The organism is Pantoea latae (assembly GCF_002077695.1).
In the GTDB taxonomy this organism is placed as follows: domain Bacteria; phylum Pseudomonadota; class Gammaproteobacteria; order Enterobacterales; family Enterobacteriaceae; genus Pantoea; species Pantoea latae.
The window spans coordinates 209,855-229,638 of the sequence record NZ_MWUE01000022.1; the positions used below are offsets into that span (position 1 = coordinate 209,855).

Genomic DNA, 19,784 nt, shown 5'->3' on the forward strand with positions numbered 1-19,784 from the left:
ACCGTTTTCATCAGTGTGACGTATTTCACGCTGCCGTCCTGCCGCGCCTGACAGAATAGCGCCGGGTTTACTTCCTGGCGTGATGCCTTTTTTTCCTCTGTGGAACAGCTGCATGATAACGATTCGTGATGTTGCCCGTCTGGCCGGCGTGTCGGTGGCGACCGTCTCACGCGTGCTGAATAACAGCAGCGCCGTTACCGCCGACACGCGCGATGCGGTGCTGCAGGCCGTGGAGTCGCTCGGCTACCGGCCTAACGCCAACGCGCAGGCGCTGGCGACGCAGGTGAGCGATACCATCGGCGTGGTGGTGATGGACGTCTCCGATCCCTTTTTTGGCGCACTGGTAAAAGCGGTGGATACCGTGGCGCAGCGCCTGCACAAACATGTGTTGATCAGCAACTCCTGGCATCAGGAAGACAAAGAGCGCCATGCAATTGAGGTGCTGATCCGTCAGCGCTGCAATGCGCTGGTGGTGCACGCGAAAACGCTTTCAGACCGTGAGCTGGCGGATTTTATGCAGCAGGTGCCGGGCATGGTGGTGGTCAACCGCATCGTGCCGGGCTTCGCCCATCGCTGCGTGAGCCTCGACAACGTGGCGGGCTCGCTGATGGCGACGCGCATGCTGCTGCAGCAGGGCCACAGCCGCATCGGCTATCTCTGCTCCAGCCATCCGATCGAAGATGTGCAGCAGCGGCGCGACGGCTGGCAGCAGGCGCTGGCGGAGCAGGGCATTCGGCCGCAGGAGAGCTGGATCGCCAGCGCCGAACCCGATATGCAGGGCGGCGAAGCGGCGATGGTTGAGCTGCTGGGACGTAACGTGCACCTCAGCGCTATTTTCGCCTATAACGACGGCATGGCGGCCGGTGCGCTTACCGCGCTGAAAGATAACGGCATTCAGGTGCCGCAGCATTTCTCTGTTATCGGCTTCGACGATATTCCCATGTCGCGCTACACCGATCCTCAATTAACAACGGTGCGCTATCCCATTGTTTCCATGGCGAAACTGGCGACAGAGCTGGCGCTGAGCGGCGCGGCGGGCCAGCTGGACGCCAGCGCCCAGCACGTCTTTATGCCGACCCTGGTGCGGCGTCATTCCGTGGCGCAGCGACAAAATGTGGAGTCGGTCACTAATTCAGGCGATGGCGCCATGTAACCGTTTTCAATCTGTGATTGTATTCACAGTTAATTAACATGCCGCTCTCTATGATGGCAGCGTCTTACCGGACTGAAACATTATGTAACGCCGCTATCACCGCAGCAGGCGCTGTTTCAGCAAGCCGTTGAAAAGCTTTATCACATCTTCAGGATGCGTTGTCGCACATGGAAGTCAGGTTTCTGGACGGCGGTTCAGCGGCGTAGCGTGATAGCACTCGCCCTGTGTTGACTCGCCGAATCATATTTTACCGAAAGCTCCTGCGCGCCTGACGCGTCTGAGCCAGTACTACCCTGCAAAAAACCGGAGATACCATGAATAAGAAGGTTTTCACGCTCACAGCTTTGGTTGCCAGCATGATGTTCGGCGCAACGGCACACGCAGCGGACACGCGTATCGGCGTGACCATCTATAAGTATGACGACAACTTTATGTCGATGGTGCGCAAAGACATCGAGAAAGAGGCGAAAAACCTCGGCGGCGTGCAGCTGCTGATGAATGACTCGCAGAACGACCAGTCCAAACAGAACGACCAGATCGACGTGCTGATGGCCAAAGGCGTGAAGGCGCTGGCGATCAACCTGGTGGATCCGGCGGCCGCGGCCGTGGTGATCGACAAAGCGCGCGGCAATGACGTGCCGGTGGTGTTCTTCAACAAAGAGCCAAACGCGAAAGTGCTGGCCAGCTACGACAAAGCCTACTATGTCGGCACCGACTCCAAAGAGTCCGGCATTATTCAGGGCAAACTGATTGAGAAGCACTGGAAAGCCTCGCCGAACTGGGACCTGAACAAAGATGGTCAGATCCAGTTCGTGCTGCTGAAAGGCGAGCCGGGCCACCCGGACGCCGAAGCGCGTACCAAATACGTCATCGATACCCTGAACCAGGACGGCATTAAAACGCAGCAGCTGGCGATGGATACCGCGATGTGGGATACCGCGCAGGCCAAAGACAAGATGGACGCGTGGCTCTCCGGCCCGAACGCCAACAAAATCGAAGTGGTGATCGCCAACAACGACGCCATGGCGATGGGCGCGGTTGAAGCGCTGAAGGCGCACAACAAGACCTCGATTCCGGTGTTCGGCGTCGATGCGCTGCCGGAAGCGCTGGCGCTGGTGAAGTCGGGCGCGCTGGCGGGCACCGTGCTGAACGATGCGGAGAACCAGGCGAAGGCGACGCTGGATATGGCGAAAAACCTGGCGGACGGCAAAGCCGCGACCGAAGGCACCAGCTATAAGATCACCGATAAAATCGTCCGCGTGCCTTACGTGCCGGTTGATAAAGAGAACCTGTCTCAGTTCCAGAAGTAATCCTGTCCGGGCGCGGCTGAGCCGCGCCCTGTTTTCACGTGACCAACGCTTTTTTTAGCCAGGTAAATTATGGCCAGTGATAATCCGACCGCGCAGCGTGAATATCTGCTGGAAATGACGAACGTCTCTAAATCATTTCCAGGGGTTAAAGCCTTAGATAATGTGAATTTAAAAGTGCGGCCTCACTCCGTTCATGCATTGATGGGTGAAAACGGCGCCGGTAAATCGACATTATTGAAATGCCTGTTTGGTATTTATAAAAAAGATACGGGGAGCATCCTGTTTCAGGGTGAGGAAATCGATTTTAAAAGTTCGAAAGAGGCGCTGGAAAACGGCGTGTCGATGGTGCATCAGGAGCTGAACCTGGTGTTGCAGCGCACCGTTATGGACAATATGTGGCTGGGCCGCTACCCGCGCAAAGGCCCGTTTGTCGATCAGGACAAAATGTATCGCGATACCAAAGCGATATTCGATGAGCTGGATATCGATATCGATCCGCGCGACAAAGTGGCGACGCTTTCGGTTTCGCAGATGCAGATGATCGAGATCGCCAAGGCGTTCTCCTACGACGCCAAAATCGTGATTATGGACGAGCCGACCTCGTCGCTGACCGAAAAAGAGGTGAACCATCTGTTCACCATTATTCGCAAGCTGAAAGATCGCGGCTGCGGCATTGTTTATATCTCGCACAAGATGGAAGAGATTTTCCAGCTGTGCGATGAGATTACCATTCTGCGCGACGGACAGTGGATCGCCACTCAGCCGCTGGAAGGGCTGGATATGGATAAGATCATCGCCATGATGGTCGGCCGCTCCCTGAACCAGCGCTTTCCCGACAAAACCAATGTGCCGGGCGAAACCATTCTTGAGGTGCGCAACTTAACCTCGCTGCGTCAGCCGTCAATTCGCGACGTTTCGTTCGATCTGCGTAAAGGGGAGATTCTGGGCATTGCCGGGCTGGTGGGCGCTAAGCGTACCGATATCGTTGAAACCCTGTTCGGGATCCGCGAGAAGGTGAGCGGCACCATTAAGCTGCACGGTAAGGCGATCAATAACCACAGCGCCAACGAAGCGATTAACCACGGTTTCGCGCTGGTAACCGAAGAGCGCCGCTCCACCGGGATTTACGCGTTCCTGGATATCGGGTTTAACTCGTTAATCTCCAATATCAAGAAGTACAAAAACAATATTGGCCTGCTCGATAATAAGCGGATGAAAAGCGACACCCAGTGGGTGATCGACGCCATGCGCGTGAAAACGCCGGGCCACCATACGCAAATTGGATCGCTTTCGGGCGGCAACCAGCAAAAGGTGATTATCGGCCGCTGGTTACTGACTCAGCCTGAAATACTGATGCTGGACGAACCGACGCGCGGCATTGACGTCGGGGCGAAATTCGAAATTTACCAGCTGATTTCCGAGCTGGCGAAGAAAGAGAAGGGCATCATTATTATCTCCTCCGAGATGCCGGAGCTGTTGGGCATTACCGATCGTATTCTGGTAATGAGCAACGGCCAGGTAGCGGGCATTGTAGATACCAAGACAACCACGCAGAACGAAATATTGCGTTTAGCGTCATTACACCTTTAATGAAGCAAGGGCTGTTAACATGAAAGCGACTACTAAAAAGAATGCGCTAACCTGGCTGAAAGAGGGCGGCATTTATGTCGTTCTGCTGGTTTTGCTGGCAATTATTATTTTCCAGGATCCGACGTTTTTAAGCCTGATGAACCTGAGTAATATTCTTACCCAGTCTTCGGTGCGTATTATTATCGCGCTGGGCGTGGCGGGGCTGATCGTGACGCAGGGCACCGACCTGTCGGCCGGTCGTCAGGTGGGTCTGGCGGCGGTGGTGGCGGCAACGCTGCTGCAGGCGATGGATAACGCCAATAAGGTGTTTCCGACGCTGGATACCGTGCCGATTCCGGTGGTGATTCTGGTGGTGTGCGTGATCGGCGGCCTGATCGGCCTGGTGAATGGCCTGATCATCGCCTACCTCAAGGTGACGCCGTTTATTACCACGCTCGGCACCATGATTATCGTCTACGGCATCAACTCACTCTATTACGATTTTGTCGGCGCGTCGCCGATTGCCGGGTTTGACAGCGGCTTCTCGAAGTTCGCTCAGGGCTTCCTGCGCTTTGGCGACTTCAAGCTCTCTTACATTACCTTTTACGCGATTGCCGCCATTATTTTCGTCTGGATCCTGTGGAACAAGACCCGCTTTGGTAAGAATATTTTTGCTATCGGCGGCAACCCGGAAGCGGCGAAAGTGTCTGGCGTTAACGTCAACTTCAACCTGATTCTGATCTATGCGCTCTCTGGCGTGTTCTACGCCTTCGGCGGCATGCTGGAAGCGGGCCGTATCGGCAGCGCCACCAACAACCTCGGCTTTATGTATGAGCTGGACGCCATCGCGGCGTGCGTGGTGGGCGGCGTTTCTTTTGCCGGCGGCGTAGGAACGGTGGCAGGCGTAGTGACCGGCGTGCTCATCTTTACCGTGATCAACTACGGTCTGACCTATATCGGCGTGAACCCTTACTGGCAGTACATTATCAAGGGCGGCATCATTATCTTCGCCGTGGCGCTGGATTCGCTGAAGTATTCGCGTAAGAAGTAATAATCCTGGCGTTCAGGCATGCTGCAAACAGCCTGGGCGTCAAAACGCGGATGGCAGGGTTCGAAGAGCAAAGCGTCCCGCGACAAGGATGTCGCGGGCCGAGCGAGCAGGGATGCCTTGAGCGACTTTGCGATCGAACCCTGCCATCCGCGTGAGCACATTATCTGTTTTTAAGAGCGGCCTGCGGGCCGCTCTTTCTATTTTCTATTTCCGCGCTTTCTGCTCGCTTTCCAGCAGCTGTTCCGGCGTCACCGCCGGATAACTCTGCGCATCTTCCGGCACCTGATGCACCGCCGGGATCGGCACCAGCGGGCCGAGGAAACGCGGCTCGCGCTTCATTACAAACAGATCGGCCAGCGCGCCGAGACGCGCGCCCACCTCGCGGAAGCGCACGCTGAGCATATTCTTCGGTGACGGCACCGCATAGCACTGCGCCTGAATGCCCATATGCAGGGCGATAAACAGCGCGCGCTCGCAGTGAAAACGCTGCGTGATGATGATGAAGTCGTTGGTGTCGAACACCTTGCGCGTGCGCACGATAGAGTCGAGGGTGCGGAAACCGGCGTAGTCCAGCACGATATCCTGCGGATCGACGCCGGCTTTAATCAGATCGCGGCGCATGGTCATGGGTTCGTTATAGCTGCTCATGGCGTTGTCGCCGCTCAGCAGCAGATAGTTCACCTTGCCGCTGTTATAGGCGTTGAGCGCGCCCTGAATGCGATAGAGGTAGTACTGGTTATAGACGCCGGTGCGGTAATACTTCGCCGTGCCCAGCACCACGCCAACCTGACGATGCGGCAGCGAGGCGACGTCTTCATAAATATAGGGCGCGGTTTTCCAGCTGATCCAGCGATCCAGGCCGAGCGCGGTCGCCACCACCAGTAAGATGATGAATAAAAGACCAATAAAGACGCGTTTCAACATACGCGTGGGCGCTCGGGGTCAGGGAAAATCGGTGCATCAAGGCTACTTGAGGACCTGCGCCGAAGCAAGTTAACGCCGGTTGGCTGATGGCTTTTTGCGCAGCGGCCGGGCCAGAAACGGCCCGGCGCGCTGTGATTAGATAGAGGTGCGACGATAGTGGCGATACTGCGGCAGCCAGAAATTGCTGGCGACCGCCTGCGACAGCACGTCTTCCGAGGTGACCACCGCCACGCCCGCCAGCTGCGCGGCTTTGCCAACTTCCATGGCGATGATCTTCGACACGCCCTGGATATCTTTGATCTCTGGCAGCACTGGACCTTCGCCTTCATTCACTAGCGGCGAACAGTCGGCCAGCGCGCGGCTTGCGGTCATCAGCATGGAGTCGGTGACGCGCGTTGCGCCCGCGGCGATCACACCGAGGCCGATGCCTGGGAAGATATAGGAGTTGTTGCACTGCGCGATCGGGTAGAGTTTGCCTTTCCAGCTTACCGGCGAGAAGGGGCTGCCGGTGGCGACCAGCGCCGCGCCGTCTGTCCAGGCGATGATATCCGCAGGCGTCGCTTCCACGCGCGAGGTCGGGTTAGAGAGCGGCATCACGATAGGACGCGGGCAGTGCTTGTGCATCTCGCGGATAATCTCTTCGGTAAAGAGGCCCGGCTGGCCGGAGACGCCGATGAGAATATCGGGACGCGCGTTGCGCACCACGTCAAGCAGCGAAATCGAATCGCTGGCGGTGTCCCAGGTTTTCAGGTTCTCGCTCTTCTGCACCAGCTTGCTCTGGAAGTCGAGCAGGTTCGGCAGCTTGTCGGTCAGCAGGCCGAAGCGGTCCACCATCAGTACGCGGGCGCGCGCTTCTTCGTCACTTAATCCTTCCGACTTCATCTGCGCGATAATCTGCTCGGCGATGCCGCATCCGGCGGAGCCTGCGCCGAGGAACACCACTTTTTGCTCGCACAGGCGGCTGCCTGCGGCGCGGCTGGCGGCGATCAGCGTGCCGACGGTGACGGCGGCGGTGCCCTGAATATCGTCATTGAAGCAGCAAATTTCGTCACGGTAGCGCTGCAGCAGCGGCATGGCGTTTTTCTGCGCGAAATCTTCAAACTGCAGCAGCACGTTCGGCCAGCGGCGTTTTACCGCCTGGATAAAGTCATTGACGAAGGCATCATACTCTTCGCCGGTGATGCGCGGATGACGCCAGCCCATATAGAGCGGGTCGTTGAGCAGCTGCTGGTTGTTGGTGCCGGCGTCCAGCACCACCGGCAGCGTATAGGCCGGCGAAATGCCGCCGCAGGCGGTATAGAGGGAAAGTTTGCCGATGGGAATGCCCATGCCGCCGATGCCCAAATCGCCGAGGCCGAGGATACGCTCGCCGTCGGTCACCACGATCACCTTCACGTTCTGCTTGGTGGCGTTTTGCAGCATATCTTCAATGCGATCGCGGTTGGGATAGGAGATAAACACGCCGCGCGCGCGACGGTAGATCTCAGAGAAGTGTTCACAGGCCGCGCCGACGGTCGGGGTGTAGATAATCGGCATCATCTCTTCAAGATGGTTGTCGAGCAGGCGGTAGAAAAGGGTTTCGTTGGTGTCCTGAATGTTGCGCAGGTAGACGTGCTTATCGTTATTGTTTTTAAAGTCCTGGAACTGACGCCAGGCGCGCTCTGCCTGCTCTTCAATGCTCTCGACCGCTTCAGGCAGCAGGCCGTTGAGGTTAAATTCGTTGCGCTCTTCCAGCGAGAAGGCGCTGCCTTTATTCAGTAGGGGAAATTCCAGCAGGATCGGGCCAGCGTAGGGGATGTACAGCGGACGCTTACTTTCGTACTCATGTTCCATGAATTGATGCTCCGGTTGCGGTGTTGTCTGGCAAAGCTCAGACGCCAGTCGTTCTTTTTTTGTGTTGCTGGCGCACGATCCTATGAAATTTCTCGCCGATGTACAGCTTTTGTAAATAAAAGATATTGTAAGTGTTTAAAAGCGTGTGCCGTGCCTCAGGCTTTGCGCAGCGTAACGCGTGTGAGCCGATCGCATCCCAGCGCGGCCAGGGTCGCCTGGGTGGCGGCAAACTGATCCAGCGTGGCGTTCTCCACTTCGGCCAGCGCGGCGGCTGCGATGTTTTCGCAGGCTTCGCCCTGCATATTGAGCAGGATCAGCGCGGCCTGCAGCGGCGGCAGGCTGGGGTTGAAAGCAGCGTTCTCGGCGTAGCGTCCGGTGACCAGCGCGCCCGTCGTGGTGCGCAGCGCAATGCCGCTGTGCGAGCCGCTGTAGGGCGCGTGGCTCTGATTGGCCGCCTCTGTTGCCGCCTGCGCCAGCGCGTCGCCCTGCGCCTGATAGCCGTGATCCACCTTATCCAGCAGCAGGGTGGTGATGTTGAGATCGCGCGGGCCGAAGGCGTCCGGCAAATAGTCGCCCAGCGTGCTGACGCTGCGGCCTGGCAGGCTGATGCGCAGATCGGTGCCGCTGTTCAGCTCGTTCATAAACTGGCGACAGTGGCCGCACGGCGTGTAGTTGACGGTAACGATCTCCAGGCGGCGTTCGCCGCGCAGCCAGGCGTGCGCGATAGCGCTCTGTTCGGCGTGCACCGTTTGCTGCATTGCCACGCCCGCGAACTCCATATTGGCGCCGAAATACCAGTGGCCGCTCACGCCGCGCGCCACGGCACCGACGTTGAAGCGCGACACCGGCGCGACCGCGCAGGCCGCCGCCAGCGGCAGCAGCGCCAGCGCGAGGGCGTCGGCGTCCAGCTGAGTTTGCTGCATCAGCGATGCGACCTGCTCCGGCGTCAGCGCCGCCTGAAACTGCGCGTCGTCAAGCACCGGACGCAGCGCGCTTTGCAGAGCAGCGGGCAGCGCCTCGAAGGCGGAGGTGAAACGTGGATGCATGATAGCCTCGTTAATATCAGGCGGCCGATTGCCGCCAGAGGGGTTATATGTGATCTGTATCGCTCTGACAATGCAACAGATTTGCATCGTTTCAACTTTGCGAGATCTCTCGCAAAGTTTTAGCCGATCGCGTGCAGCAGCAGCGGAAAAATAAAGGGCGCCAGCAGTGAGGTGATAATGCCGCACAGCACCAGCGCCAGTGAGCTAAACGCGCCTTCCTGGTAGTCCACTTCCGCCGCGCGCGCCGTGCCGAGCGCATGCGACGCGTTGCCGATCGCCAGGCCGCGCGCCGCGCGGGTTTTGATCCCCAGCAGGTTGAGCAGCATATGGCCGAACACCGCGCCGAGCACGCCGGCGATCAGCACGCAGATGGCGCTAATGGCGGGAATGCCGTGCAGCGAGGCGGAGACCGCCATGGCGATCGGCGTGGTGACCGATTTCGGCAAAATGGTGGCGGCGATTTCCGGCGTCGCGCCCATCCACAGCGCGATAGCGGTGCCGGAGACCATCGCGGTCAGGCTGCCAATAAAGCAGACACCGATCAGCGATTTCCAGCGCGCGCGGATTTGATGCATCTGCTCGTAGAGCGGCAGCGCCAGCGCGACCACCGCCGGCTGCAGCAGCTGGTTGAGGATCTGGCTGCCGGCGAAGTAGCGCGCGTAGGGGATGTGCAGCACTAGCAGCAGCGGAATAATGATCGCCATCGCCACCAGCAGCGGATTGAGGATCGAAATTTTCAGCTTCGCCGCCAGGCGACGCGCCAGCATAAAGGCGCCGACGCTCAGCGGCAGCGACCACCAGATATCACTCACTCGGCTTCTCCCGCACGCTGCGCGTATGAATTTTATGGGCGCTCCAGCCGACAATCGTCAGCACCAGAAAGGTACTCACCACCACCGAGACCACAATGGGGCCGAACTGCGCGCTCAGCACGTCGGTGTAGCTCATGATGCCGACGCTGATCGGCACAAACAGCAGCGCCATGTAGCGGATCAGCAGATGGCAGCCTGGCTTGACCCAGTCGACGGGAAGGATTTGCGTCGCCAGCAGGGCAAACAGCGTCAGCATGCCGAGGATGCTGCCGGGGATCGCGATGGGCAGCACGACGGCAAGGGCGTTGCCGGCATAGAGGCAGAGGTAGATGATGACGAAGGCGCGTAGGTAACGCCAGCACAGAGACAGCACGGTGGGCATAGCAGGCTCCTGGTTTCACTGCACAACATCATACGCGACACGGGATAAAAAAGGGCGACATTGCTGTCGCCCTTGATGACCGCAGAGAAGCTTGCGAGCGGGTGGCATGGACCGAAGAGCAAAGCGTCCTGCGCCAGGGATGGCGCAGGCCGAGCTGGCAGGGATGCCGTCTTTTGCGTCTTTGCGATCGGTCCATGCCACCCGCGACGGGCACGTTGCCCTGGCCTTTAGGGCGACAAATTTGTTGCCCTAAAGGTATTTCCCTTACTTAACCGGCATGCCCGGCTGCGCGCCGCTGTCGACCGACAGCACAAACAGATCTTTCCCGCCCGGACCCGCTGACAGCACCATGCCTTCCGACACGCCGAAACGCATCTTACGCGGCGCGAGGTTGGCAACGATAATCGTCATCTTGCCGATCAGCACCGAGGGATCCGGATAGGCGGCGCGGATACCGGAGAAAATCTGGCGCTTCTCGCCGCCCAGATCGAGCTGCAGACGCAGCAGCTTATCGGAGCCTTCCACCAGCTCGGCGTGCTCGATTAGCGCCACGCGCATATCGACTTTGGCGAAGTCGTCAATGGTAATGGTGTCGCCAATCGGCGCGTCCGCCAGCGGACCGGTCGCCGGCTGGCTGGCCGCGGCGGCATCTTCTTTCGACGCTTCAATCAGCGCGTTGATTTTGGTCATTTCGATACGTCCATAAAGCGCTTTAAACGGCGCGACCTGGTGATTAAGCAGCGGCTGCGCAATGGCGTCCCAGCGCAGTTCGCTGTTGAGGAACGCCTCGGCGCGCTCGCTCAGCGTCGGCAGCACCGGCTTCAGCCAGGTCATCAGCACGCGGAACAGGTTGATGCCCATCGAGCAGATCGCCTGCAGATCGGCGTCGCGACCCTCTTCCTTCGCCACCACCCACGGCGCCTGCTCGTCCACATAGCGGTTGGCCAGATCGGCCAGCGCCATGATTTCGCGAATGGCGCGGTTATACTCGCGGCTCGCCCAGGCGTCGCCAATCTTCTCGGAGGCGTCGACAAAGGTCTGATAGAGCGCCGGATCCGCCAGGTCGGCCGACAGCTGGCCGTTAAAGCGCTTGGTCAGGAAGCCGGCGTTGCGCGACGCCAGGTTCACCACCTTATTGACGATATCGGCGTTCACGCGCTGCACGAAATCTTCCAGGTTAAGGTCGATATCGTCGATGCGCGAAGAGAGCTTGGCGGCGTAGTAGTAGCGCAGGCTGTCGGCGTCCAGATGCTGCAGCCAGGTGCTCGCCTTAATAAAGGTGCCGCGCGATTTAGACATCTTGGCGCCATTCACCGTCACATAGCCGTGCACGAACAGATTGTTGGGCTTGCGGAAGTCGCTGCCTTCCAGCATCGCCGGCCAGAACAGGCTGTGGAAGTAGACGATATCCTTGCCGATAAAGTGGTACAGCTCGGTAGTGGAATCCTTCTTCCAGAACTCGTCGAAATCGAGATCGCCGCGCTTGTCGCACAGGTTCTTGAACGCGCCCATATAGCCGATCGGCGCGTCGAGCCAGACGTAAAAGTATTTGCCCGGCGCGTCGGGGATCTCGAAGCCGAAGTAGGGCGCGTCGCGCGAGATATCCCACTGCTGCAGGCCAGATTCGAACCACTCCTGCATTTTGTTCGCCACCTGCTCCTGCAGCGCGCCGGAGCGCGTCCAGGCCTGCAGCATGGCGCTGAACGACGGCAGATCAAAGAAGAAGTGCTCAGAGTCGCGCATCACCGGCGTCGCACCGGAGACCACCGACTTCGGCTCAATCAGCTCGGTCGGGCTGTAGGTCGCGCCGCACACTTCACAGTTGTCGCCGTACTGATCCGGCGATTTGCATTTCGGGCAGGTGCCTTTGACGAAACGGTCCGGCAGGAACATGCCTTTTTCTGGATCGTAAAGCTGAGAAATCGTGCGGTTTTTAATAAAACCGTTCTCTTTCAGGCGCGTGTAAATCAGCTCCGACAGCACGCGGTTCTCGTCGCTGTGCGTCGAGTGGTAGTTGTCGTAGCTGATATTGAACCCGGCGAAATCGACCTGATGTTCCTGACTCATGTCGGCGATCATCTGCTCCGGTGAAATGCCCAGCTGCTGCGCTTTCAGCATGATCGGCGTGCCGTGCGCGTCGTCGGCGCAGATGAAATAGACCTGATTGCCACGCATTCGCTGGTAACGCACCCAAATGTCTGCCTGGATATGCTCGAGCATGTGGCCGAGATGGATCGATCCGTTTGCGTACGGCAGGGCGCACGTTACCATTATTTTTTTCGCGACTTGAGTCATAGTTTGCGTAGCTTTCTGTTGATTGAAAAAACGGGCTTAGATGGTAACTCATGCCCTGGCGGGCGTAAACACAAGGGCGGCCTGGCGTCGACCGCGGCGACATCTGATATGATTGTTGTGTTACCGCTGAACCCAGCGACAGAGAAAATAACAAGGAGTGGGGATGACAGCACAATCCCGGACATCACATTCACCTGAAGCCTTGCGCGCCGTGGTTATGGGCGTGCTCAGCGGCTTCCGGCATCCGACCCTCGAGCGTAATCTTACCGCGCTGAAAGCGCTGCATCACGTGGCGCTGCTGGACGGCAAACTGCATATCGACCTCACGATGCCGTTCGCCTGGGCGAGCGCCTTTGAAGAGCTGAAGGCGCAGGCCAGCGCCGAACTGCTGCGCCTGACCGGCGCCGAGGCGATCGACTGGCGGCTGCGACACGATATCGCCACGCTGAAGCGCGTCAAGGGCCAGCCTGGCGTGAACGGCGTGAAAAACATCATCGCCGTCAGCTCCGGCAAAGGCGGCGTCGGCAAGTCGAGCACCGCGGTTAATATGGCGCTGGCGCTGGCGGCGGAAGGGGCGCGCGTCGGCATTCTCGACGCGGATATCTACGGCCCGTCGGTGCCGAATATGCTCGGCACCGAGCATGAGCGTCCCACCTCGCCCGACGGCACCCATATGGCGCCGATTATGGCGCACGGCCTCGCCACCAACTCCATCGGCTATCTGGTGACCGACGATAACGCCATGGTGTGGCGCGGCCCGATGGCGAGCAAAGCGCTGATGCAACTGCTCAACGAGACGCTGTGGCCCGATCTCGACTACCTGGTGCTCGACATGCCGCCCGGCACCGGCGACATTCAGCTGACGCTGGCGCAAAGCGTGCCGGTTACCGGCGCTATCGTGGTCACCACGCCGCAGGATATCGCGCTGATCGACGCGCGCAAAGGCATGGTGATGTTTGAGAAGGTCAACGTGCCGGTGCTGGGCGTGGTGGAGAACATGAGCCTGCATATCTGCAGCCACTGCGGCTTCCATGAGCCGATCTTCGGCACCGGCGGCGCAGAAAAGCTGGTGGCGGATTATCAGACGCAGCTGCTGGCGCAGCTGCCGCTGCATATTAACCTGCGCGAAGATCTGGATGACGGCGAACCCACGGTAATCCGCCGTCCGGAAAGCGAGTTTACCGCGCTCTATCGCCAGCTGGCGGGCCGCGTCGCGGCGCGTCTCTACTGGCAGGGCGAGGTGATCCCCGGCGACATCGCCTTCCGCGCGCTGTAAGCCTGCGCACCGCTGGCGTTTTCTCAGGACGTCAGCGGGAAGTGCATCAGCACATATTTTCCCTGCTCGCTCTCGCCCTGGGCGATAATCTTCCAGCCGTGCTTCAAATAGAACGCCTGCGCCGCCTTGTTCTGCAACAAACACTTCAGCGCGCCGGTGCTGGTGAAGCGCGTCTGCACTTTTTCCAGCAGCGCGCTGCCGACGCCGCGTCCCTGCCAGGCGGGATCGACATAGAGACTGTGCAGAAAGTTGTCGTTTTCCAGCACCCCGGCGAACCCGACGCGATGGCCCTCCAGCTCCGCCACCCAGACGGTTTCTCCCAGAATCACCGCGTCGAAATCCTCCAGCTGCCAGTGACTGCTGTCGAGCCAGCGCCAGTTATGACGACGCGCGGCCAGAAACAGGGTTCTCAGAAATGGACGATCGGCTTCGGTATACGAACGAATCTGCACGGATAAACTCCCTCAACACCTTTTCTACAAAATTAGCAGTTCTTCCATGAAAAGATAAACGGCGTTAAATCAAAGTGCTTTGCGTGTTTAATCAGGAAGCTTTGCGTGTAGAATGCCCAGGCGGCGTCAATAGCGGTGCGGTTTGCCGCGTTTGATAGCTTTCGTTTATCTGATTGATAACGACTGCGTATTAGAAGTTGGCCCGAAAATTTTGTAACGTAGATCACATCTTTTAGCGGAGGACTTCAAATGTCTATCATTAACACCAAAATCAAACCGTTCAAAAACGCTGCATTTAAAAACGGCGAGTTCATCGATGTAACTGAGAAAGACGTTGAAGGTAAATGGAGTGTTTTCTTCTTTTATCCAGCTGACTTCACCTTTGTTTGCCCGACCGAGCTGGGCGACGTGGCTGACCACTACGAAGAATTCCAGAAACTGGGCGTAGATATCTACTCTGTTTCTACCGACACCCACTTTACCCACAAAGCCTGGCACGGTTCTTCTGAAACCATCGCGAAAATCCAGTATGCGATGATCGGCGACCCGACTGGCGCGCTGACCCGCAACTTCGAAATCATGCGCGAAGCAGAAGGTCTGGCTGACCGCGGCACCTTCATCGTTGACCCGGAAGGCATCATCCAGGCAATCGAAATCACCGCTGAAGGTATCGGCCGCGACGCGTCTGACCTGCTGCGTAAAGTGAAAGCGGCACAGTACGTTGCTTCTCACCCAGGCGAAGTATGCCCGGCTAAATGGAAAGAAGGCGACGCTACTCTGGCTCCGTCTCTGGACCTGGTTGGCAAAATCTAATTTCGACCCGGCTTTTCGATCTTTCTCTATCGGGTGCTGCGGCACCCGATTTCTTCTGACAGGAACTCACTATGCTCGACACCAATTTAAAAATCCAGCTCAAGGCCTACCTTGAGAAATTAACCAAGCCTGTTGAGTTAATCGCCACCCTGGACGATGGCGCCAAATCAGCGGAAATTCGCGATTTGCTGGCAGATATCGCCAGCCTGTCTGAAAAAGTCAGCTTCCGCGAAGAGAACGATCGTCCGGTGCGTAAACCCTCATTCCTGATCACCAACCCTGGCTCACACAGCGGCCCGCGCTTTGCCGGTTCGCCGATGGGTCATGAGTTCACCTCACTGGTGCTGGCGCTGCTGCAGACCGGCGGTCATCCGTCGAAAGAGACGCAGAGCCTGCTGGACCAGGTTGCGGCGCTGGATAGCGACCTGCATTTCGAAACCTATTACTCGCTGTCATGCCACAACTGTCCTGACGTAGTGCAGGCGTTGAACCTGATGGCGATCATCAACCCGCGCGTCTCGCACACGGCGATTGACGGCGGCATGTTCCAGAACGAGATCGCCGAGCGCAACGTGATGGGCGTGCCGGCGGTTTACCTGAACGGCAAAGAGTTCGGTCAGGGCCGCATGAGCCTCGCTGAGATCGTCGGCAAGGTCGACACCAATGCAGAGAAACGCGCGGCGGAAGAGCTGAACAAGCGCGACGCCTATGAAGTGCTGATTGTCGGCAGCGGCCCGGCGGGCGCGGCGGCGGCGATCTACTCGGCGCGTAAAGGCATCCGTACCGGCCTGATGGGCGAGCGTTTCGGCGGCCAGGTGCTCGACACCGTGGATATCGAAAACTACATCTCCGTGCAGAAAACCGAAGGCGCGAAGCTGGCTGGCTCGCTGCGCGCCCACGTTGACGACTACGACGTTGACGTGATCGACACCCAGAGCGCCATCAAGCTGATCCCGGCGGCGAAAGCGGGCGGCCTGCACGCCATTGAAACCGCCTCAGGCGCGGTGCTGAAATCACGCAGCATTATCATCGCCACCGGCGCGCGCTGGCGCAACATGGGCGTACCGGGCGAAGAGCAGTATCGTACTAAGGGCGTGACCTACTGCCCGCACTGCGACGGTCCGCTGTTTAAAGGCAAGCGCGTCGCGGTCATTGGCGGCGGTAACTCCGGCGTGGAAGCGGCTATCGACCTGGCGGGTATCGTCGAGCACGTCACCCTGCTGGAGTTCGCGGGCGAAATGCGCGCCGATCAGGTGCTGCAGAACAAGCTGCGCAGCCTGAAAAACGTTGACGTGATCCTGAACGCGCAGACCACCGAAGTGAAAGGCGACGGCAGCAAAGTTACCGGCCTGGCCTATATCGATCGCAACAACCAGACGGCGCACGATATCGCGCTGAGCGGTATCTTCGTGCAGATTGGCCTGCTGCCGAACACCACCTGGCTGGAAGGCGCGGTCGAGCGCAATAAAGTGGGCGAGATCCTGATTGACGCCAAATGCGAAACCAGCCTGAAAGGCGTGTTCGCGGCGGGCGACTGCACCACGGTGCCGTACAAACAGATCATCATCGCCAGCGGCGAAGGCGCCAAAGCCTCGCTGAGCGCCTTTGACTATCTGATCCGCACTAAACCGGCTGAATAACTTTTTGCGATAGCCACGCAACCGCCCCGGGACCGCTGTCTCGGGGCTTTTTTTTAGTAGCCCGCCAGCGACATCAGCATCATCCATATCGGCGTCGTCACCGCCGCGAAGAGCGTGGAAAAAAGCATGCTCGCCGCCGCCGGCCCGGTCAGCACGTTGAACTTCTGCGACATCAGGTAGACGTTGACGCCGACCGCCATCGAACCCAGCAGCACCACCACCCGACTCTCCAGCGGCGGCAGACGCACCAGCCAGGCGATAGCCCAGATGGTCATCGGCTGCAAAATCAGCTTCAGCAAACAGATGGTATAGCTTTCGCGTAGCCCGTCGCGCACGCGGTAGTGCGCCAGGCTCATGCCGAGCGTCACCAGCGACAGCGGCGCGGCGATAGAGCCAAGCATGCGCAGCGGCTCGGCGGCGATGGCCGGCAGCGGCTGTTTCAAAAAGCTCCACGCGGTGCCGCTGAGGATGCCGATAATCAGCGGATTTTTCGCCACGCTGAGCAGGGTGCGCCCGATGCCCTGCAGCGAGAAGCTGCCCTGTTTCGCCCACTCCACCGAGAGGGTCAGCAGCGTCCAGAGGATCAGGCTATTGAATACCAGCACCAGCGCCACTGACGGCAGCGCCTGCGCACCAAGCAGCACCGTCGCTACCGGAATGCCCAGCATCACGTTATTGGAAAAGATGCCGCCAAGGGCGAAAACCGTGCCCGCGACGCCGTCGAGCTTAAACAGCCGCGCGCCCAGGATGCGGCCAAGGATGAAAATCAGCAGGCAGCTGCCGAAAAAGGCCAGCAGCAGCCGCACATCCACCGGCGGGCTTTTATAGAAGTCACTCATCACGCGGAACAGCATGCAGGGCAGGGCGACGTTGAACACAAAGCGGTTCATACCTTCGCTAATAGAAACCGGCCATTTGCCGATACGCGTCAGGGCGTAACCAAGAAGAATTAAAATAAACAGCGGAGCGGAAAGGTAAATCTGATGGGTAAGCGTATCAAGCAAGCTGGGCATGGCGCGTCTGTTATCTGCATCAGGTCACATCAGCCTAACATGTTGTTGCCAAAAGCGTCACCCAGCAGCGCAGCGTTTATCCCAGCCAGCGTCGCGCCTGCGCGTCGCTGATATCGCGATAATGGATGCGATGCAGCGTCTGGCCGCAGCTTCGGCAGCGGGCAGTAATATGAGTAGAAAAATAGCTTCTGCCATTCGGGGCAATGGCATTGGCACGAGTAATTACAACATCCTGCCAACGGTGCCAGTGCGGTATAAGCGAGAGCAGTTTCATCAGGTTCCTCTGAAACGGATAGCCAGGATTAAACAGCATGGTTTGCGGGCCCGGAGCATTAGGCTTGTTTTTTAGCCGCCATTGGTTGATCGAGATCATGCGGAACCGAGCTAACTGGTAATACCTCTTAAGAGGTAGGCGTATTGCTTTCGCCAGGCGCCTCTCTTATGCTGCTGGCGTAACATTCGACTCGGGGTGCCCTTCTTTGTGAAGGCTGAGAAATACCCGTAATACCTGATCTGGATAATGCCAGCGTAGGGAAGTCAGATGCCTGACCGCATTCGCCTTCTTGTTCGCCGGTTGGGAGTTATGATGATCCATCAACCTCAACGCTTTTCTGACGCGCACTTCGCGCCCGTTCTCGCCCGCTTCGTTCAACGCCAGCCGCTGGTGCACTGCATGACCAACGACGTGGTGCAGAACGTCACCGCCAACGTCCTGCTGGCGCTTCACGCTTCGCCCGCTATGGTGATCGATCCTGACGAGGCCACGCAGTTTGCCGCGATGGCCGACGCGTTGCTGATCAACGTCGGCACTCTGACCCGCGATCGCCGCGACGCCATGCTGGCGGCGGTGCAGGCCGCCAACGCGGCGCAAAAGCCTTGGGTGCTCGATCCGGTGGCGGTCGGGGCGCTGCGCCTGCGCAGCGAATTCTGCCAGCAGCTTCTTGCGCTGCGGCCTGCCGCGGTGCGCGGCAACGCGTCTGAAATTCTTGCGCTGGCGCAGCAGGGCGCGGGCGGGCGCGGCGTAGATTCGCAGCATCAGGCGGAGGCGGCGCTGGAGGCGGCGCGCGAGCTGGCGCAAAAGCATCAGACGCTGGTGGCGATCAGCGGCGAGGTCGATTACGTCACCGACGGCCATAAAACGCTGAGCATCGCTGGCGGCAGCGCGCTGATGACGCGCGTGGTCGGCACCGGCTGCGCGCTCTCCGCCGTGGTCGCCGCCTTTTGCAGCCTGCCGGGTGACAGGCGGGATAACGTCGCCAGCGCCTGCCGCATCATGACGCTGGCGGGCGAACGCGCCGCCGCCCAGACCGCCGCGCCCGGCAGCTTCGCCACGCTGTTTATCGATGCCCTGTGGCAGCTGGCACAGGAGGCGCGCGCATGAAACGTATCAACGCGCTGACGATTGCCGGCACCGATCCCAGCGGCGGCGCCGGCATCCAGGCCGACCTTAAAGCCTTTTCGGCGCTCGGCGCCTACGGCACCAGCGTCATCACCGCGCTGGTGGCGCAGAACACCCGTGGCGTACAGTCGGTTTATCGCATCGATCCCGCTTTTGTCGGCGCGCAGCTTGATTCGGTGCTGAGCGACGTGCGCATCGACACGGCGAAAATCGGCATGCTGTCGGAAACCGCCATCGTGCGTATTGTGGCGGAACAGCTAAAGCGCGCCGATATCCCGTTCGTGGTGCTGGACACGGTGATGGTGGCGAAAAGCGGCGATCCCTTGCTATCGCCTGACGCTATCGCCAGCGTGCGCGAGCTGCTGCTGCCGCAGGTGTCGCTGATCACCCCCAATCTGCCGGAGGCGGCGGCGCTGCTCGACTGTGCGCCAGCGCGCAGTGAAGAGGAGATGCTTGCCCAGGGCGAAGCGCTGCTGGCGCTCGGCTGTCAGGCGGTGCTGATGAAAGGCGGTCATCTCGGCGACAGCGAAAGCCCGGACTGGCTCATCGCCCGCGACGGCGCGCAGCGTTTTACCGCGCCGCGCGTCAATACGCGCCATACCCACGGCACCGGCTGCTCGCTCTCCGCCGCACTGGCGGCGCTGCGCCCGCGTTATGACGGCTGGGCCGACACCCTGCGCGAGGCGAAAAGCTGGCTGCAGCAGGCGCTTATCGAGGCCGATACGCTGGAGGTTGGCAACGGCATCGGGCCGGTGCATCACTTTCATCGCTGGTGGTAAACGTCAGAGAGAGAAAAGGCCAGCAGCGCTGGCCTTT

The 19,784-nt window shown here is 59.3% G+C and carries 18 protein-coding genes and 1 riboswitch; of the genes, 9 read left to right on the forward strand and 9 right to left on the reverse strand.

Annotated features, from left to right (window positions below; all coding sequences use genetic code 11):
* The first annotated feature begins 112 nt into the window (after positions 1-112).
* From galS to mglC, 4 genes are all read left to right on the forward strand, one after another.
* Positions 113-1,153 (forward strand): HTH-type transcriptional regulator GalS, encoded by a 1,041-nt coding sequence (gene galS, locus B2J69_RS14970; protein ID WP_081140511.1) that lies wholly within the window; start codon positions 113-115, stop codon positions 1,151-1,153.
* A 314-nt stretch (positions 1,154-1,467) separates the two neighbouring features.
* Complete coding sequence (mglB, locus tag B2J69_RS14975) at positions 1,468-2,463, forward strand: galactose/glucose ABC transporter substrate-binding protein MglB (protein WP_033750304.1); 996 nt, start codon at positions 1,468-1,470, stop codon at positions 2,461-2,463.
* A gap of 69 nt (positions 2,464-2,532) precedes the next feature.
* Positions 2,533-4,053, forward strand: a complete 1,521-nt coding sequence (gene mglA / locus B2J69_RS14980; RefSeq protein WP_081140449.1) for a galactose/methyl galactoside ABC transporter ATP-binding protein MglA — start codon at positions 2,533-2,535, stop codon at positions 4,051-4,053.
* A gap of 19 nt (positions 4,054-4,072) precedes the next feature.
* Positions 4,073-5,083: a galactose/methyl galactoside ABC transporter permease MglC gene (gene mglC / locus B2J69_RS14985; protein WP_081140450.1), complete on the forward strand. Its 1,011-nt coding sequence runs from the start codon at positions 4,073-4,075 to the stop codon at positions 5,081-5,083.
* A gap of 204 nt (positions 5,084-5,287) precedes the next feature.
* On the opposite strand, the gene sanA is transcribed toward mglC, so the two are convergent.
* From sanA to metG, 6 genes are all read right to left on the reverse strand, one after another.
* Positions 5,288-6,007, reverse strand: coding sequence for an outer membrane permeability protein SanA (gene sanA / locus B2J69_RS14990; protein ID WP_081140451.1), 720 nt, complete (start codon positions 6,005-6,007; stop codon positions 5,288-5,290).
* Positions 6,008-6,142: 135 nt separating this feature from the next.
* Complete coding sequence (locus tag B2J69_RS14995; RefSeq protein ID WP_081140452.1) at positions 6,143-7,840, reverse strand: NAD-dependent malic enzyme; 1,698 nt, start codon at positions 7,838-7,840, stop codon at positions 6,143-6,145.
* 155 nt (positions 7,841-7,995) lie between these two features.
* Positions 7,996-8,886: a cytidine deaminase gene (gene cdd, locus B2J69_RS15000; RefSeq protein ID WP_081140453.1), complete on the reverse strand. Its 891-nt coding sequence runs from the start codon at positions 8,884-8,886 to the stop codon at positions 7,996-7,998.
* Between the two features lie 119 nt (positions 8,887-9,005).
* On the reverse strand, positions 9,006-9,698 hold the full coding sequence (locus B2J69_RS15005) for a CidB/LrgB family autolysis modulator (protein WP_081140454.1): 693 nt from the start codon (positions 9,696-9,698) through the stop codon (positions 9,006-9,008).
* Positions 9,691-10,080, reverse strand: coding sequence for a CidA/LrgA family protein (locus tag B2J69_RS15010; RefSeq protein WP_081140455.1), 390 nt, complete (start codon positions 10,078-10,080; stop codon positions 9,691-9,693). Before B2J69_RS15010 ends, B2J69_RS15005 begins: the two co-directional genes overlap by 8 nt.
* A 264-nt stretch (positions 10,081-10,344) precedes the next feature.
* Positions 10,345-12,375 (reverse strand): methionine--tRNA ligase, encoded by a 2,031-nt coding sequence (metG, locus tag B2J69_RS15015; protein WP_081140456.1) that lies wholly within the window; start codon positions 12,373-12,375, stop codon positions 10,345-10,347.
* Between the two features lie 163 nt (positions 12,376-12,538).
* On the opposite strand from metG, the gene apbC reads away from it, so the two are divergent.
* Positions 12,539-13,651, forward strand: coding sequence for an iron-sulfur cluster carrier protein ApbC (gene apbC, locus B2J69_RS15020; protein WP_081140457.1), 1,113 nt, complete (start codon positions 12,539-12,541; stop codon positions 13,649-13,651).
* Positions 13,652-13,674: 23 nt separating this feature from the next.
* Here the strand turns inward: apbC and B2J69_RS15025 are convergent, their stop codons facing one another.
* Positions 13,675-14,103 carry a GNAT family N-acetyltransferase gene (locus B2J69_RS15025; protein ID WP_081140458.1) on the reverse strand — a complete coding sequence of 143 codons (429 nt, stop codon included), beginning with the start codon at positions 14,101-14,103 and terminating at the stop codon, positions 13,675-13,677.
* Between the two features lie 249 nt (positions 14,104-14,352).
* Here B2J69_RS15025 and ahpC point away from each other — a divergent pair, with 249 nt between their 5' ends.
* Together ahpC and ahpF are read left to right on the forward strand one after the other, a co-directional pair.
* On the forward strand, positions 14,353-14,916 hold the full coding sequence (ahpC, locus tag B2J69_RS15030; protein WP_033750273.1) for an alkyl hydroperoxide reductase subunit C: 564 nt from the start codon (positions 14,353-14,355) through the stop codon (positions 14,914-14,916).
* A 71-nt stretch (positions 14,917-14,987) separates the two neighbouring features.
* Complete coding sequence (ahpF, locus tag B2J69_RS15035; protein ID WP_081140459.1) at positions 14,988-16,556, forward strand: alkyl hydroperoxide reductase subunit F; 1,569 nt, start codon at positions 14,988-14,990, stop codon at positions 16,554-16,556.
* Between the two features lie 53 nt (positions 16,557-16,609).
* On the opposite strand, the gene B2J69_RS15040 is transcribed toward ahpF, so the two are convergent.
* Positions 16,610-17,569, reverse strand: coding sequence for an AEC family transporter (locus B2J69_RS15040; RefSeq protein ID WP_081140460.1), 960 nt, complete (start codon positions 17,567-17,569; stop codon positions 16,610-16,612).
* Positions 17,570-17,645: 76 nt separating this feature from the next.
* Positions 17,646-17,942, reverse strand: coding sequence for a hypothetical protein (locus B2J69_RS15045; protein ID WP_236722737.1), 297 nt, complete (start codon positions 17,940-17,942; stop codon positions 17,646-17,648).
* A gap of 82 nt (positions 17,943-18,024) precedes the next feature.
* A riboswitch (TPP riboswitch) is annotated at positions 18,025-18,121 on the forward strand.
* Positions 18,122-18,155: 34 nt separating this feature from the next.
* Here B2J69_RS15045 and thiM point away from each other — a divergent pair.
* Positions 18,156-18,950, forward strand: coding sequence for a hydroxyethylthiazole kinase (gene thiM, locus B2J69_RS15050; protein WP_407944749.1), 795 nt, complete (start codon positions 18,156-18,158; stop codon positions 18,948-18,950).
* Positions 18,947-19,747, forward strand: a complete 801-nt coding sequence (gene thiD, locus B2J69_RS15055) for a bifunctional hydroxymethylpyrimidine kinase/phosphomethylpyrimidine kinase (RefSeq protein WP_081140462.1) — start codon at positions 18,947-18,949, stop codon at positions 19,745-19,747. The genes thiM and thiD overlap by 4 nt, the downstream gene beginning before the upstream one ends.
* Positions 19,748-19,784: the final 37 nt, after the last annotated feature.